Below are 16,151 nucleotides of genomic sequence, written 5' to 3' on the forward strand. Positions count from 1 at the left end.
AAAATACAGCAATAATTAAAGTATAAAATAAAAAGCCACAATAGGATTGATAAACAGAATATATCGGAAAATAAACTCTTTTACATCCTGATCCCGATAGCAATCGGGAGTGGCTAATAAATAACAAAACGACCATGAATGCAGCTGCAAAAACCGAAAAACTAATGAATCAATTGATCAAAACACCGCATTTGGTGATTGAGAAATTAGATTTAGTTTACATCAATAATCAAAGGCTGCCTATAGAACGATGCAAATGCGATGATGGTTTTGTTTATAAAAAAAACGGAAGATGCATTAAGCGAAAAAGCGAACTGAAACGCTTTAGCAGTCTGGTGCTTCCGCCGGCCTGGGTAAATGTTCAGATTTCGGATCTTCCAAACGGACATTTGCAAGCGGTAGGTTTGGATATTAAAAACCGAAAACAATATAGATACCATCCCAAATGGAATTTGATTCGTAATCAAACCAAGTTTTATAAAATAGCCGAGTTTGGAACCAAATTGCCTTTGATTCGAAAACAAGTCGATGAAGATCTGGAAAAAAAAGAATGGTCGAAAGAAAAAGTGGTAGCATTAGTAATTCGTTTAATGGAAGAAACCCATATTAGAATTGGAAATGAAAAATATGCCAAAGACAATAAATCATACGGACTTTCGACTTTAAGAAAACGCCACATCAACATCAATAAAAATTCACTCCGATTTGAATTTACAGGAAAAAAGGGAGTACAGCATACCATTACAACCCGAAATAAAAAATTGATAAAATTGGTTAGTCGTTGTGAAGAAATCCCGGGTTGGGAAGTTTTTAAATATTATGATAAAAACGGCGAACGAAAAGTATTAGACAGCCACATGGTCAACGAATATCTGCATGAAATTTCGGGAGAATATTTTAGTGCTAAAGATTTTAGAACCTGGGCTGCGTCGATTGTGTTTTTTGAAACCTTAATGGAAATTGGTACAACAACTGACGAAAAAGAAATCAAGAAAAATATTTTATCCGCCTTTGACACCACTGCTCAAGCTTTGGGAAATACCAGAAATGTATGCAAGAATTATTACGTTCATCCTTTATTGGTTTCAACCTACGAAGATGGTTCGATAGAGCAGTATTTCGACAGAGCAAAAAAATGCCGAAGCAACAGAGAACATTTTTCGCACAGCGAAATCGCCTTTTCAGAATTAATTCAAAATTATCAGATCAACTTGTTGTAAATCAGGTTTGATTGTGCTAACAAAATATTGTTTAGAGTTAATACATCTCTTTAAAAAGTATGAAATTTGAGTAACAAACAAAATCATTATTAACTAAAATCACAAGCTTATGTTACGTTATACAGTCATTTTTGTTATTCTTGCGATCATCGCCGGAATATTTGGTTTTGGTGGAATTGCCGCCGGAGCCGCAAGTATCGCTAAAGTTTTATTCTTCATATTCTTAGTTTTATTCATTATATCTCTAATTAGCGGAAGAAAAAGTATTTAGTCAGCAAAATTAAATAACAAGTAAAAAACGACACATATATCTCGGTAAATGTGTCGTTTGCATTTTCAAAAAAAATAAAAAAAAATTATGGGAACTAAAAGCGGTGCTTATCAGGATGTATACATCAAAAGAGATGATGAGATGGTAAGCTTAAAAAACGATGTAACAGATTTCTGTGAAAAATATATAAAACCTGTTCATCCTGAAAATTGGGATTGGTCGACACGCGATTTCGATAATCCGGAAAATGATCCTACTGTGGCCGAAGCAAGAGCGATAGGAAACGTTGTTTTTAACGATTTAAACGATCAAAAAGAAACTGCTGTCGATTTGTCTACGATGAACAATGTTGAGTCGATTAAAGCATATTTAAATCCAACAAGCAAATACGAAGCTTTTAATATGGAAGAATTTGCTTTTGCATTGAAAGTGGAACTCGAACACGGGAAAATTAAAGATGTTAATGTAACCAATAATCATCCGTTTTTAACGGCTATGATCGCATTGGCACATATGACCGAAAGTTTGACATATTACAAAAGATTGAAAGTAATGGAAGCTGAAGGTGAAATTTACGAAATCATGCGTAAAATGGAAAAAGTACAAACCGGTAAAGACAAATTATTAGACGAACTGATAAAAGCCGAAGAAGAATTAAAAGAGGCAAGGGCAGGACTGGCAGAACGTCTGGAAAAAATGGATGATATTCCCGTTTTGGAAATTATTGGAGATTAAGGTTTAAAAAGAAGAAAGAACAAAGAACAAAGAACAAAGAATATACAAAGAATATAGGGCAAAGAATATACTGTAAAATAAAGGTTCAAAGAAATAAAACAACAAAGCTTTTAAACTTTGAATCTTTATTTCTTTGAACCTTTGTCACTTTATTAAAATCGTTCGAGTCTTTTCTCTTTACTCTTTCTTCTATATTCTCTCCTCCTAAAATTTTCTCGGATCATTATCAGGATATTCTACATCTTCTTCTTCCTGAACATCATCTTCGATATATTCAGTTTCCTCTTCCTCTTCTTCGTCATCGATATCTTCCAGGACATCTTCTGTTTCATTAAAATCTTCTTCCTCTCTTTCCAGAGAAGCGTCAGACGGATTGTCCAATTCGTCATCTACATCGTCCATATTATTACCGTTTTGATCCAGTTCTTCTTCGTACAAATCATCGGTATTAGAGTTGAGGTCATTTTCGCTATGAAAATCATCCGTTAGATCATCTTCATCATCTGTAAGTTCGTCCGGGTTAGGAGTATCGGGATTATGACCGTTTCTAACGGTGTAACCGCGTTCGGCTATTTCGCTATTATCCGCATCGCTTTCTTTCATGTCGTCGATATCGTATAATTCTTCGTTCATAAGATTACTTTTGTCCGTATTTTGATTCTGATTTTCAGGAACTCTGTTTCCTTGTATCATGCTGTTTTTTTGATCTGTAGTATTCATGACGTTTCGTTTTTAATATTACTATATACAAATCTAATAACGAAAGCAGGCAATTTTATTATAGAATTATAACAGGTAATTGTATAATTAACAGATGGTTATGGTTAGTGTTGATTATTACAAAAAAAAAGACCATTACCCTGTAATAGTCTTTTTAGCATTTTCTTTAACGATTTCAAAATCATTAATTATCGTTTCTTTCTAAGTCGTCATCATCAAAATGATCTTCATCTTCGATATGCTCTGTTTCGTCAAGATCATCAGCGTCAATAATTTCGAATTCCTCATCCGGATTATTACTGATATAATCATCTTCATCAACAACTTGTTCTTCGTTAGGAACATTTTCGTTTCTAATGATATTGTCTTTTTTAAGAAGTTTATCAATAGCATTATCGATTAAAATTGCGGTATCAATATCTAAATGTCCTCTTTGGTATTTTTGTTGAAAATAAAGTTCAGCTTCCTGATATGTTTGGTCTATATGTGTTTCCATTATACTGTTTTTTTTTAAAATTGTGATACTACAAATCTATCTCTCAATCTTAAAAAATAACTTACAGAATTCTAAAATCTAGTTGCATAATATGCAGGTGTTTAGAATGCAACTTTAGTAAATAATCATATAACTTGTCTGATTATCAAGGTGGTAATTTTATCTCATATTAATTAACAAAAATTATCGCCATGAAAAGTACAGATAGTAAAAACGAGACCGCTTCTAAACCAGAAGCCAAAAAAGGATTAACAAAAGCAAAATCAGATGCAGCGTCCGGATTGACCGAATTGTTCGAAGATGGATTAAAAGACATTTACTGGGCAGAAAAAGCTTTGACTAAGGCAATACCCTTAATGACTAAAAACGCAACATCAGCAGACTTAATTGAGGCTCTGAACAGCCACTTGACAGAAACTGAAGAACATGTAACACGATTAGAACAGGTTTTTCAGTTAATTGGGCAAAAGGCTTCTGCTAAAAAATGCGATGCAATGGCAGGCTTAATCGAAGAGGGAAAAGGAATTATTGAAGAAACCGAAGTTGGAGTTGTACGTGATGCCGGTATTATCGCAGCAGCGCAAAAAATTGAGCATTACGAAATTGCTACTTACGGTACTTTAAGACAATTTGCAGAAACACTTGGTCTGACTGAAGCGGCCGGTATATTGGAGCTAACATTAGACGAAGAAAAAGGAGCCGATAAAAAATTAACCGAGGTTGCGGTAAATGCCATAAACATTGAAGCTGCCGAAGCAGATTAATTTTGAATAGAACAATCTAAAAAGTGCAGCTTTACGTTGCACTTTTTTTAGTTTATAATTTTAAAATAGAAATTATGCCAGAAGGTCCGTCAATAATGATTTTAAAGGAAGAAGTGCAGCAATTTTCAGGAAAAAAAATAATAGAAGTTTCTGGAAGTAGTGCTATTGATATGGAGCGTCTTCAGGGTAAAACCATTCAGGACTTTAAAACTTGGGGAAAGCATTTTTTAATTTGTTTTGATGATTTTACTGTGAAAATTCATTTACTCATGTTTGGAACTTATCGAATAAACGAACGAAAAGAAGCCAAACCAAGATTGAGTATGATTTTTTCTAAAGGCGAACTCAACTTTTATACCTGCTCTGTCAAAATTCTCGAAGGCGATATTAATGAACATTACGATTGGAGCGAGGATGTAATGAATGAAAATTGGAATCCAAAAAAAGCAAAACAAACCCTGGATAAAAATCCGGACGTAATGATTTGTGATGCCATTCTTGATCAGAACATTTTTTCGGGAGTAGGAAATATTATCAAGAACGAAGTTTTGTACCGATGTAAAATTCATCCCGAATCTTTGGTGAGTAAAATTCCGCAAAAAGATTTAAAAAATATCATAAACGAATGTTCGGTTTATAGTTTTGAATTTTTGAAATGGAAGAAAAAAAATGAATTAAAAAAACACTGGCTCGCTTACACAAAAAAAGTTTGCATTCGTTGTGATCTTCCCATTCATAAAGAGCAAACAGGAAAGCGGAGTAGGAGAAGTTTTTTTTGTACCAACTGTCAAAAACTACACAAATGAAAAATCAGGTTTTAATTGGCTGTTCAAGCTTCAATAATAGGTTTTGGAAGGGAATTTTCTACCCTGACAACTTGTCACAGTCAAAGTGGTTCGAGTTTTATTACCAGCATTTTAATACGTATGAGTTCAACGGAAGCTTTTATAAGTTTCCAACGGTCAGAATATTTCAAAATTGGTACAATAAAACGCCGGAAAAATTTATTTTTTCTGTAAAAGCACCAAAAGAAATTACCCATTTTAAAAAATTTATTGATTGTGAAGACCGAATTAAAGAGTTCTATACTATCTGTGAAACGGGCTTAAAAGAGAAATTGGGCTGTATTTTATTTCAATTTCCGCCCAGTTATAATTTTAGTCCTGAAAAACTCACTCAAATCATTCAAAATTTAGATGTAAAGTTCAAAAATGTAGTCGAATTTCGTCATGAAAGCTGGTGGAATGAAGAGGTATGGAATGCTTTCCGTGAACACAATATTACGTTCTGCAGTGTTAGCCATCCGCAATTACCCGAAACTATTTTTACAGATTTTCCGCTTATTTTCATAAGACTTCACGGAAAAACCAAGATGTTTTACTCGAGTTATTCAACTAAAGAATTACTTGATATAAAAGACGCAATACTTTTAAAATCAGCGTTTGTGTATTTTAATAATACTGCAAGTGAAGCAGGGATTTTGAATGCTTTAGAGCTAAAACATATGTTGGAATGAGGTTTTTGGTTTTAACCGCAAATTTTGGAGTTATAGTTAGTTTGTCATCTCGACCGAAGGGAGAGATCACACTAGAATGACACACAGTTAATAGTCAATCTTTGTAAAATCCTGATATGTGTTCCTTTTAAAATCGAGATAAAAATAGAAACTTACTTTGTTTGAGAAATATTTTTATATATGTATATTCGTACTAAAAAGATATTCATGCTAAATTCTCAATCCGGTTTTCATAGTTATTATGTTTATATTTTAACAAATCAGTATAGATCTACTTTTTATATTGGTGTGACTAATAACTTAAAATTAAGGTTAGAACAACATAAAAACAAGATTAATAAAAGCTCATTTACCTCAAAATATAATGTTGTGTTTTTGATTTACTATGAAAAATTTACCTGGATTCAAGAGGCAATTTCAAGAGAAAAAGAGTTGAAGAGATGGAATAGAAAAAAGAAAATTGAATTAGTAAAAGAATCCAACCCGAGCTTTGAGTTTATTGATTTTGGACTTTTATAAGGGTTTAAAGAATTTTCTCATTTCAAATGGAGAAACAGCACTATTATAGGTATTTAAATACTAATCTTTGTCGAGTTTCTAGTGTGATCTCTCCCTTCGGTCGAGATGACAAGATTGCGGTAACTTCGGAACGTAAATCTTAGACAAGAACTTTGCTAAATTCTTGCATTTTTTGTGATCTCTCTGCGTTGAATGACATACTAGCGTTGTAAAAGAATAAAAAAAGCCCGCCAAGAAATAAATCTTAGCGGGCTTTGCGTTTATCCTAGCGCTCTTTGCGGTTAAATTATCCTTATAAAAACTACAATTTTAAATTACCTTCAATACCGTCGTCCATTGTTTTTCCTGTTACAAAAGCTGTTGCCATTTTAGCAATTGCCACCATTTTTCCGTTTTTATTATTCCAGTAATATCCATCTTCCGGAACAACTTTTATAACGCTTAAGTTAGGATCGTCTTCTCCTTCGGGCATCCAGACTTTCACGATAGGATCCCATAATTCCTTAATTGTTTCTCTATCGTACGATATACTTGCGGTACCGTGTAAGGTCAGGAATTTATCATGTGGTTCAGCGAAAAACAACTCTACCTGAGGGTTAAGGCTAATCTCAGCGTTATGACTGCTGTTTCTGTCTGATAAAAACCAAAGCTGGCCTAAATCATCAATTTTTTGTACAGACATTGGTCTTGATTGTAGTCTGTATTCGTTATAAGTACAAAACATACACGTTTTAATGTTTTCTGCAAGATCTTTTATTTTATCTACAGCAAATTCGTTCGTAAGGTCTTTATGATCTCCCATGACTTTATTTTTTATGATTTATTAAATGATTTTTCGATTAATGTTCTCATTTACTGAGTACTATAATAAGTGTTTTACTATAAACTTGATAATAGTAAAGTTGATAATTTTATGACTTTTGAGCTTACACAATTAGATTTAAAAATTATGAGATTTCAATTACTAATTTCTTTATTGATAATTTAAAAGGCATTGATTAATCTAGAAATTTGGTTATCTTTGAACAAGAAAAAAATCCAAATTTAGAAATACCATATGACTGATTTTACTATATTTTATACTGATGATGATGAAGACGATTTGAGCATTTTTACAGATGCAGTAGAATCATTATCAAAAAAAATACAGCTTCAGACCTATTCTGGAGGCGAAAAGTTATTGAATGCTATTTACAATCCACCGCCAACACCACATGTTGTTTTTTTAGATTTGAATATGCCGGGTAAAAATGGATTTGATGTTTTGACTGAATTGAGAAATTCAGAAGTAAAAAATGATATTCCGGTCATTATTTTCTCGACTTCAAACGAGCCAAGTATTATTGAAAGATGCCGTACACTAGGGGCTAGCTACTTCATTACAAAACCTGTTTTGATGAAAGACATCATTAGATCTATTGAGCATGCATTAGAAATCGATTGGAAAAAATTCAATCCAACCGATCAAAACTTTGTTTATAAAACGTAATTAAAATATTATAATTCAGGAATGTAGATGTCAAAAGTGGCGCCTTTGCCTTTTTCGCCACTTGCTGTAATAAATCCTTTATGGTTTTCTACAATCTTTTTTACAATTGCAAGGCCAATCCCTGTTCCAGCAAATTCAGTTTCTGTATTCAGACGTTTAAAGACCTCAAAAATACGCTCCTTGTACTCCGCATCAAAACCAATTCCGTTGTCCGAAATTTTCATGTGATAGTACATTCTTTCAGGATAATTTATGTCTTGTTTAATGCTTTTTCCGATGATTTTTTCGGCACGAATTTCAATAACAGGATCAATATTCTTCTTAGAGAATTTTAAAGCATTCCCAATCAGATTATGCAGTAATTGTCTGAACTGAAACGGAATAATAGTTGCCTCCCCCAAAGGGTGAAAATTAACAAAAGCATTCTTTTCTTCGATACGGTCTGAAAAATCACTTAATATTTCCTCGGCAATATCATCCAAATTGGTTTTTACAAAGACCCTTTCGGCAGAGTTTGTTCTTGAATATTCTAAAAGATCCTGAATTAAAGTCTGCATTCTTTTTGCCGAAACTTCAATTCTGCTTAAATAAGTTTTGGCTTTCGCCGAAATATTCTGCTCGTCTAAATCAGACAATCGGCTTGCAAAAGTTTGAATTTTACGCAGCGGTTCCTGTAAATCATGGCTTGAAATATAAGCGAAAGACTGCAGCTCAATATTCATATTAATAAGATCCTTATTTTTAAGTTCAAGCTGTGCTGTGCGCTCCTGGACCTCTTTTTCGAGTTTAGATGTAAAATCTTTTTGATCCTGAATATCAGTGCTTGTACCCACCCACATTTGAATTTTTCCCTGATCATCTTTTTGCGCAATTGCCCTGCTTAATTGCCACCTGTATTCGCCATCATGACGACGAAAACGATGCTGCAGTAAAAAATCATTTCCGGTTTTTATAGCTTCCATCCAGGTATTTACATTGGCTTCCCGATCCTCGGGATGTACAATTTGCAGCCAGCCTTTTTTCTCAATTTCATCAACAGGAATTCCGGAATAGGTATAAACAGATTCATTAAAATAATTAAGATTACCCAATGCATCACTGGTCCAGATATGCTGTGGCATAGAATCAGCAAGTAGTCTGAATTTTTCTTCGCTCTTAATCAAAGTTTGCTGGCTGTTTTTTTCGTCTGTAATATCCATTATCGTGCCCAGCATTTTTACAGGATTTTTACTCTCGTCAAAAAATATTTTACCATGTGCTTTTATCCAGCTCACAGAATTATCGGGTTTAATAATGCGGGCTTCATATTTATAAATACTGGTTTTAAGAGCCACTTTGTAAGCTTCCTCTAAAATAATTGTATCATCAGGATGAATCTGACTTCGAATTTCCGGGCGTGTTATTTTTACCGTTTTATCATGCCCAAAAATGGCAGCAAGGTTTTCTGAGTAGATTAAATCCTGCGTTACAAGATTTACATCCCAAGTTGCAATTTCGGCAATTTCTGCAGCTAATCTGGCACGTTCTTCGGCATTTTCAACCTTTTTACGGGCTTCAACTTTTGAGGTTACATCGTTTACTGTCACCATAACGCCGGAAGCTTCACCTTCTTTTTCAAGTAAGGGAGTGTATTGATAATCAAGATAAAACTTTTTGAGTTTACCTTTAATATTTACATACGCAATAGCTTCATTTTCACGAACAATTTTTTTGTTCAGCACAACCTGATCCAGTAATTCGGGATATTTTTGTTCTAATAATTCGGGGAATACCTCGGTTATGGGTTTTCCAATAGTTTCTTTTTTCTTTTTTTGCCAGATGGTTTTCATCATGGCATTATTGGCCATTTCGATGATATGGTCTTTTCCTCTAAAAATTGCCATGGCAATAGGAGAATCCATAACTAAATTTCGAAAAGCCTTTTCACTCTGTGTTAAGAGATAGCGGGCTTGCACAGCCTTGGTAACTTCGTGCGCCACAATAATAACACCCACTATATTGTTTTCTTCTTTTAAAGGATGAAAAACAAGATTAAAATAACCAACTTCCTGCTTGCCATAACGATTTAAAGTCACCTCTAATTCATCTGAATAATAAGGAATTCCGTCTTCGTAAACTTTTGAAAGCAACGGAAGAACAGTATCTTTAGCTTCAGGAAGTGTCGCAAAAACAGGTTTGTCAAGAATATCTTCTTCTGTTTTATCGATAATTTGAAGATACGTAGCATTGGCCATTTCGACCACCAAATCTGCACTTTTAAGAATTGCAATTCCAAGCGGAAGTTGTTTTACGGTATCTCTAAATCTTTTTTCACTTTCTTCTACAGCCGTTCTGGCAATTACCTGTATCGTAACATCATTAGCGATGGCAACAATTCCTGAAATAGAACCGTCTGATTCTTTTAAGGCTTCATAAACCACATTGATAAAGGTGTTTACAATTTTTCCTTTTCGGGTTAATTTAACCGGAAGTTCGTAAGCGGTAAATCGTTCTCCTGTAGTATAAACGTTAAGTAAAACATCTTCTAATCCCTGACCTTTAACTTCGGGTAATGCTTCAAAAATGGGCTGATTAATAACGTCTTCAATCTTTCGTTCCCAGATTTCAAGCATTAGCTCATTGGCAATTTCTACAACATAATCTTTTCCCCTAAAAATGCACATGGCGTTAGGAGTCTGTAAAATATTATTAAGGTAACGTTGGTTGTTGTTTTCCAGATTTTTACGAATATTAACCTTATTAGTAGTTTCATCACAAATTACCAGAACACCATTTACTTTTCCTTCATCATCGATTACCGGACTATAACTAAAGGTCCAGTACACGTCTTCCATTTTTCCGTTTCTGTATATGGGTAAAAGCTGGTCTTCGTGCCAGGTAGCTTCGCCTTCAGTAAGCACCTGATCGATTAGCGGTTTTATAAAATCCCAGATTTCCGGCCAGTATTCAGCACCTTTTTGTCCTAATATGGCAGGATGTTTTCCGTCGTTACCAAGGCTGGGGCGATACGCATCATTGTAAAAACAAATATGATCCGGTCCCCAAAATAAGAACATGGGGAATTTTGAGTTTAAAAGTATTCCTAAAGTTGTACGCAAACTTTGCGGCCATGATTCAACAGGGCCTATAGAAGATTTGCTCCAGTCTTTAGCACGTGTCAGCGCTCCCATTTCGCCTCCTTTGGCAAGAAAATCGTGATTTTTAGTACTCATTAAAGTCATTTTTGTTTCTGGTTAAAACAAGAAAGTATTGGTAATAAATATAATATTTCTAAAATAGATTATATAGAATTGTTAAAATTAGTGAATTAATTATTGATTTCTTTTTTGATTTTTTGAATGAGGTAATTTTTAAATCTATTGAGTTAATTTTATTTGTAATCATTCATGAAATTTGAATTACAAATAGATTTGAAAAAAATCTTAAATACAATAAAGTCATGAAAAAAGAGCAAAAACACGAAACCGATTATATCAAAAAATATCAGGAGCAGGGATATACTTCTAATTTTTTATTTGAAGGAGGAACTTTATTAGACTCTGAAACGAAATATGCTTATCAGCCAAATGAAATTTTTATTGTAGCACATCACCGTTATGAAGGAATGAGTGATCCTGATGATATGTCTATTTTGTATATAATTGAAACAAAAGATCAGATAAAAGGAACACATTTAATAGGTTATGGCCCAACGGCTGACCTCGAAGAAGCTGAATTTTTTAAAGATATCCCAAAGGCAAACTATGCTAAAAACGGTGATATCAATGAACTTACATAAGAAAAGAAAATAGATTAGTATTTTTTTATTTTGCTGGGGAGCAGTTGTTCCGGATTTATCCGGGGCAGCTGCTTTTGTTTTTTTTTAGGTTCTGAGTTTTTTTGCCACAAAGGCGCTAAGGCGCGAAGAATTTAATTGCTATACGTTGTAATTAATCTCGCAAAGGCGCGAAGTCGCAAAGCTTTGATTTTTCTTTTCGTTTTTTTCTTTGCGACTTCGCGCCTTTGCGAGAAATTTTGACAATCCTATTCAAAATAAACTTTGTGCCTTAGCGCCTTTGTGGCAAAAAAACTTCGTGGTAAAACAGCCCTTGTAATAATTATGAAATATCTGACTGAAATTGTATAAAGCTTTGATTAACAATATTTATGAAATTTGAATTATCAAAATAAGATAAAACCAAATTTAATGTTTGTGCTTAAATATGTACGAACCAGTTTATTAAAATCAAACCATTATGAAAAAACTATACTTAAATACAGGAGGATTCAATTCTATTTTTAATGACCTTAAAGATAGTTTTAATGCCGAATTGATTACCGATACTAATAACGAATACAAATTGACCATCAAATCAAAGTGGGCAAAAGGAACTATTAGCGGTATTTGTTTTGAAAACAAAATGTCTCACATGCATTTTGATCTTGTATTTAATGAGGATGTATCTTTAAGCGTAGAAGCTTTTAAATCTGCTCCGGTGCTTTTTGCTTATTGTGAAAACGGAAATTTATCACATAGTTTTGGTGCAAATGGTGAGAAAAAAAACATTAAAAAGAATCAAACCGGAGTTTTGAGCAATACATCAGTTATAAATAGTGTTTTGTATTTTGAAAGTCATAAAAGAATTCAGTTTTCTTTGATCGGAATGCCAACAGTGGCGGGAGAAGACTGTCAGAATTTAGAAATGATTGCGCAATTAAAGAAAAGATTCATGTCTGAATCTGGAAATTTTATTTATACAGGATCAGAGAGTTTAAAAGTAATTCAGAAATGGCAAGAGCTAAAAGCGCTTCCGCAACAGGGAGTTGTAAGAAACCTGCTTAAAAAACTGATTCTGAAAGAGATTATCGAAATGGAGATAGCCCAACATAGTTACAATTACATGAGTACGTTTGATCCTATTGTTAATTTGGCAGCAAGACAAATTAGCGGAATTAAAAGAATCTCACAAATGAATATTGTTGAAGCAATTAATGCTGCAGGATTAGCAAGTCGAAACTATTTACCGCGTATTTTTAAAGAAAAATATCATTTATCGTATAAGTCATACAATCAAAAATTAGCTAGCTAATAAGCATTATATATACTACTTCTTTACGAAAAAAAAAACAGCTTTCTACGAGCTGTTTTTTTTATGTTTGAACTGCGAGTAAAGGGCGCACGGATGACACGGATTCGCTTCGCGAAAACACGAATTTTCGCGGATTTTCTATTTGAGTCTTCCTTAAATTTGTGTTGAAAAAAACTTTCAAATTTTGTGGTAAATGGCACACGGATGACACGGATTCGCTTCGCGAAAACGCGGATTGTCGCGGATTTTATATTTTGAGTCTTTCTTAAATTTGTGTTGAAAAAAACTTTGCAATTTAATGCCTTTGTGGTAAATAGCACACGGATGACACTGATTCGCTTTGCGAAAACACGGATTTTCGCGGATTTTTCTATTTGAGTCTTTGTAATTTGTAAATAAAAAAACTTTGTGCCTTGGTGCCTTCGTGGCAAAAAAAAAACTCAGAACCTTAGCATCTTAGACTCTTAGAACCTTCTTTTTAACTCTCCTTCTCGTAATAAATAATAAAATAAACCATTATCAAGTTCAGGCAGAAAGAGACACTGTTGGTAATTATAATAGGCAAATCGTTTTTTAAAATGCCATAAATAATCCAAACTAAAATTCCGAAAGTCAGGATGCTAAAGGTTTTAAGTGAGATTTGTTTCACTTTTTTAGTTTTCCAGACTTTTATAATCTGCGGAATCACTGATATCGTAACGCAGGTTCCGGCGAAGAGTCCAAGAATATCTATTAAATTCATTTGTTTTTGTTTTTAAGGTGCTATGGTTTTGCCACGAACGCACTAAGGCGCAAAGTTTTTTAATTTCAAATCTAAAATAACTTTATATAAATTAGTGAATAGAACTTTGGTACTTTGCTCGCGATCGCTATCGGGATTGTGCGATCTAAAAGTAAAATAAATTCAAAAAAAACTTTGCGGCATAGTGCCTTAGTGGCAAATTAATCTATCCTCCAATCATTTCACCGCCATTAATATGTATAAATTGGCCAGTAATATAACTGCTGTCTTCGCAAGCCAGAAATACATACGCAGGAGCAACCTCTGATGGCTGTCCGGCTCTTTCCATGGGATTGTCTTTTCCAAAATCAGATAATTTATCAAAACTCGCCACAATCAAAGGAGTCCATATTGGGCCTGGAGCTATTCCGTTTACCCGTATTTTTTTCCTGGCAAGCATTGTAGATAATGATCTGGTGAAACTCACGATGGCGCCTTTTGTACTGGCATAATCTGCAAGATGTTCGCTGCCGCGATACGCCGTGACAGAACTCGTATTTATTATCGTATCGCCTTCTTCTAAAAACGCAAGCGCGGCTTTTGTAATATAGAAATAAGGATAAATATTGGTTTCGAATGTTTTATGAAGCTGGGTTGCGGTGATATCTTCCAATTCGGTTTGAGGAAATTGTACCGCGGCATTATTTACTACAATATTTAATTTCTTAAAGTGCGTATGGCATTTTTTTATGGCACTTTTGCAAAATTTTTCATCTTTGAGATCTCCGCTAATAATCAGGCATTCGCGGCCTTCTTTTTCAATTAGTGCTTTTGTATCCTTGGCATCCTTATCTTCTTTAAGGTAAACAATGGCAATATTGGCACCTTCTCTGGCAAAATGTACGGCAACACTTCGGCCAATACCGCTGTCGCCTCCGGTTATAAAAGCTACTTTTCCTAATAGTTTTCCGCTTCCAACATAGTTTTCTCTTATTACTTCAGGTTCCGGGTGCATTTGATGTTCGTTGCCCGGAAGGTTTTGTTTTTGTTCGGGAAATGTTTTCGTCTTTTTCATAACTTGTAATTTTAAAGCAATTAATCTGACTCTAAAATAGTTAATGATAATTCAAAGCATTAACTGAAAGAAATTTAAGATTATCGCAATAAAAAAGCCTTATATAATTTGAATATAGAACATGGGAATTATGTAACGAATTAAATTCTCGATAAAAGATCAGTTTCCTTTTTTTTTATAAATTTGAAGGTTTGACTAACGTTATCTAAAAGTAGGATCAGCTATTTTTAATGGCATTTTTCAAAGTTATTTCAAACCAAAAATAAATTTTAATTCATAAAACTTTACTCCCCCAACCAGTATGGTATTAATCGTTGACGATATAAAGGCAAATATTATTGCCTTGAAGAAAACATTAGAGCTACATGATATTGATGTAGATACTGCAGAGTCTGGTGAAGAAGCCCTAAAGAAAATTTTAAAGACAGACTATTGCCTGATTATAATGGATGTTCAGATGCCGGGACTTGACGGTTTCGAAGTGGTAAAAATTCTTTCGGGTAACAAACGAACCAAAGACATTCCGGTCATTTTTCTATCAGCACTTAATATCGAAAAAAAATATATTTTTAAAGGATATGAAACTGGTGCAGTTGAATACATTACCAAACCTGTTGACAGTGATTTACTGATTTTAAAAGTAAAAACATTTTTAAAACTGTATGAGCAGCAAAGGGAATTAAAGGGCATAAAAGAATTACTTTCTAAAGAAATAATAATAAGAAAAGAGGCTCAGGATAATCTCGAAATTAAGATCGCCGAAAGAACCAAGGAACTGGTTTTGAAAAACGAAGAATTAGAGATGAAAAATCACGAACTCCAGCAATTTTCCTGGGTCGTTTCGCACGATTTAAATGAACCCATCCGAAAAATCCAGATCTTTATCAAAATCATCAAGGAACTTTATCTGGCCGATGATGCAAAAGCAGTTGATTACGTCAATCGTACCATAAAATCAGCTGAAAGAATGCAGACGCTGATTACTGATTTACTGGCTTATTCCAGATTATCATCGCAGGTAAAACCCGAAGTAACAGATTTGAATGTGGTGCTGCAGGAAGTGTTATCTGATTTTGATTATTTGATCGAAAGAAAAAATGCCATCATAAAATCGAATGAACTTCCTACGATAGATAGTATTCCGAGTCAGTTGCGTCAAGTTTTTCAGAATTTGATCGGGAATGCTTTAAAATTCTCAGGAAATGCTCAACATCCATTAATCGAAATAACTTCGGAAATCATTTCGGATAAATCATTTGACAGTCCAACTTCCCCGGAAGGGAAATTTTGCAGAATTACAGTAAAAGATAACGGAATTGGTTTTGATGAAATTTATCTCGACAGGATCTTTATTATTTTCCAGAGTTTAAACGACCGCCAGTCGTATGAAGGAACCGGAATTGGATTGGCAATTGCTAAAAAAATCATCGAAAAACATAACGGATTAATTACAGCAAAAAGTCAGATAGGTCAGGGGGCAAGCTTTATTATTATCCTGCCTCTAAAATATGAGTAAACAAAAAGTATATTTTCCCTTTAAAATACCAATAAATATA

The 16,151-nt window shown here is 33.8% G+C and carries 17 protein-coding genes; 11 read left to right on the forward strand and 6 right to left on the reverse strand.

The window, feature by feature from the left end; translation table 11 throughout:
• The first annotated feature begins 134 nt into the window (after positions 1-134).
• The 3 genes from B0M43_RS14980 (at position 135) to B0M43_RS14990 (ending at position 2,226) form a co-directional block, all read left to right on the forward strand.
• On the forward strand, positions 135-1,220 hold the full coding sequence (locus tag B0M43_RS14980; RefSeq protein WP_078007500.1) for a DNA topoisomerase IB: 1,086 nt from the start codon (positions 135-137) through the stop codon (positions 1,218-1,220).
• Between the two features lie 109 nt (positions 1,221-1,329).
• The gene (locus B0M43_RS14985; protein WP_078007499.1) at positions 1,330-1,491 is read left to right on the forward strand and encodes a DUF1328 family protein; all 162 of its coding nucleotides are present in this window, start codon (positions 1,330-1,332) and stop codon (positions 1,489-1,491) included.
• 87 nt (positions 1,492-1,578) lie between these two features.
• Positions 1,579-2,226 (forward strand): DUF5661 family protein, encoded by a 648-nt coding sequence (locus B0M43_RS14990; protein ID WP_065449676.1) that lies wholly within the window; start codon positions 1,579-1,581, stop codon positions 2,224-2,226.
• Between the two features lie 204 nt (positions 2,227-2,430).
• On the opposite strand, the gene B0M43_RS24455 is transcribed toward B0M43_RS14990, so the two are convergent.
• Positions 2,431-2,946 carry a hypothetical protein gene (locus B0M43_RS24455; RefSeq protein WP_078007498.1) on the reverse strand — a complete coding sequence of 172 codons (516 nt, stop codon included), beginning with the start codon at positions 2,944-2,946 and terminating at the stop codon, positions 2,431-2,433.
• Positions 2,947-3,130: 184 nt separating this feature from the next.
• Positions 3,131-3,442 (reverse strand): hypothetical protein, encoded by a 312-nt coding sequence (locus tag B0M43_RS15000; RefSeq protein WP_065449678.1) that lies wholly within the window; start codon positions 3,440-3,442, stop codon positions 3,131-3,133.
• A gap of 191 nt (positions 3,443-3,633) precedes the next feature.
• Between B0M43_RS15000 and B0M43_RS15005 the strand changes: the two genes are divergently transcribed.
• The 4 genes from B0M43_RS15005 (at position 3,634) to B0M43_RS15020 (ending at position 6,241) form a co-directional block, all read left to right on the forward strand.
• Positions 3,634-4,206, forward strand: a complete 573-nt coding sequence (locus B0M43_RS15005; protein WP_078007497.1) for a ferritin-like domain-containing protein — start codon at positions 3,634-3,636, stop codon at positions 4,204-4,206.
• 74 nt (positions 4,207-4,280) lie between these two features.
• Positions 4,281-5,012, forward strand: a complete 732-nt coding sequence (locus B0M43_RS15010; protein ID WP_078007617.1) for a DNA-formamidopyrimidine glycosylase family protein — start codon at positions 4,281-4,283, stop codon at positions 5,010-5,012.
• Positions 5,009-5,722 carry a DUF72 domain-containing protein gene (locus B0M43_RS15015; protein WP_078007496.1) on the forward strand — a complete coding sequence of 238 codons (714 nt, stop codon included), beginning with the start codon at positions 5,009-5,011 and terminating at the stop codon, positions 5,720-5,722. The genes B0M43_RS15010 and B0M43_RS15015 overlap by 4 nt, the downstream gene beginning before the upstream one ends.
• A 207-nt stretch (positions 5,723-5,929) precedes the next feature.
• The gene (locus B0M43_RS15020) at positions 5,930-6,241 is read left to right on the forward strand and encodes a GIY-YIG nuclease family protein (RefSeq protein ID WP_078007495.1); all 312 of its coding nucleotides are present in this window, start codon (positions 5,930-5,932) and stop codon (positions 6,239-6,241) included.
• A gap of 301 nt (positions 6,242-6,542) precedes the next feature.
• Here B0M43_RS15020 and B0M43_RS15025 read toward each other — a convergent pair whose 3' ends face one another.
• A complete protein-coding gene (locus tag B0M43_RS15025) occupies positions 6,543-7,043 on the reverse strand; it encodes a pyridoxamine 5'-phosphate oxidase family protein (protein WP_065449681.1) in 501 nt (166 codons plus the stop codon).
• 255 nt (positions 7,044-7,298) lie between these two features.
• Here B0M43_RS15025 and B0M43_RS15030 point away from each other — a divergent pair, with 255 nt between their 5' ends.
• The gene (locus tag B0M43_RS15030) at positions 7,299-7,730 is read left to right on the forward strand and encodes a response regulator (RefSeq protein ID WP_078007494.1); all 432 of its coding nucleotides are present in this window, start codon (positions 7,299-7,301) and stop codon (positions 7,728-7,730) included.
• A gap of 8 nt (positions 7,731-7,738) precedes the next feature.
• On the opposite strand, the gene B0M43_RS15035 is transcribed toward B0M43_RS15030, so the two are convergent.
• Positions 7,739-10,942 (reverse strand): PAS domain S-box protein, encoded by a 3,204-nt coding sequence (locus tag B0M43_RS15035; protein ID WP_078007616.1) that lies wholly within the window; start codon positions 10,940-10,942, stop codon positions 7,739-7,741.
• Between the two features lie 227 nt (positions 10,943-11,169).
• Here B0M43_RS15035 and B0M43_RS15040 point away from each other — a divergent pair, with 227 nt between their 5' ends.
• Both B0M43_RS15040 and B0M43_RS15045 read left to right on the forward strand, forming a co-directional pair.
• The gene (locus B0M43_RS15040; RefSeq protein WP_065449683.1) at positions 11,170-11,508 is read left to right on the forward strand and encodes a hypothetical protein; all 339 of its coding nucleotides are present in this window, start codon (positions 11,170-11,172) and stop codon (positions 11,506-11,508) included.
• 457 nt (positions 11,509-11,965) lie between these two features.
• Positions 11,966-12,799: a hypothetical protein gene (locus B0M43_RS15045; RefSeq protein WP_078007493.1), complete on the forward strand. Its 834-nt coding sequence runs from the start codon at positions 11,966-11,968 to the stop codon at positions 12,797-12,799.
• A gap of 478 nt (positions 12,800-13,277) precedes the next feature.
• On the opposite strand, the gene B0M43_RS15050 is transcribed toward B0M43_RS15045, so the two are convergent.
• Both B0M43_RS15050 and B0M43_RS15055 read right to left on the reverse strand, forming a co-directional pair.
• Positions 13,278-13,541, reverse strand: coding sequence for a SemiSWEET family sugar transporter (locus tag B0M43_RS15050; protein WP_065449685.1), 264 nt, complete (start codon positions 13,539-13,541; stop codon positions 13,278-13,280).
• 205 nt (positions 13,542-13,746) lie between these two features.
• On the reverse strand, positions 13,747-14,595 hold the full coding sequence (locus B0M43_RS15055; protein ID WP_078007492.1) for an SDR family oxidoreductase: 849 nt from the start codon (positions 14,593-14,595) through the stop codon (positions 13,747-13,749).
• Between the two features lie 301 nt (positions 14,596-14,896).
• Here B0M43_RS15055 and B0M43_RS15060 point away from each other — a divergent pair, with 301 nt between their 5' ends.
• The gene (locus B0M43_RS15060; RefSeq protein ID WP_065449687.1) at positions 14,897-16,111 is read left to right on the forward strand and encodes a response regulator; all 1,215 of its coding nucleotides are present in this window, start codon (positions 14,897-14,899) and stop codon (positions 16,109-16,111) included.
• The last annotated feature ends 40 nt before the right edge of the window (positions 16,112-16,151 follow it).

It is taken from the genome of Flavobacterium sp. KBS0721 (assembly GCF_002007065.3).
GTDB classification, from domain to species: domain Bacteria; phylum Bacteroidota; class Bacteroidia; order Flavobacteriales; family Flavobacteriaceae; genus Flavobacterium; species Flavobacterium piscis.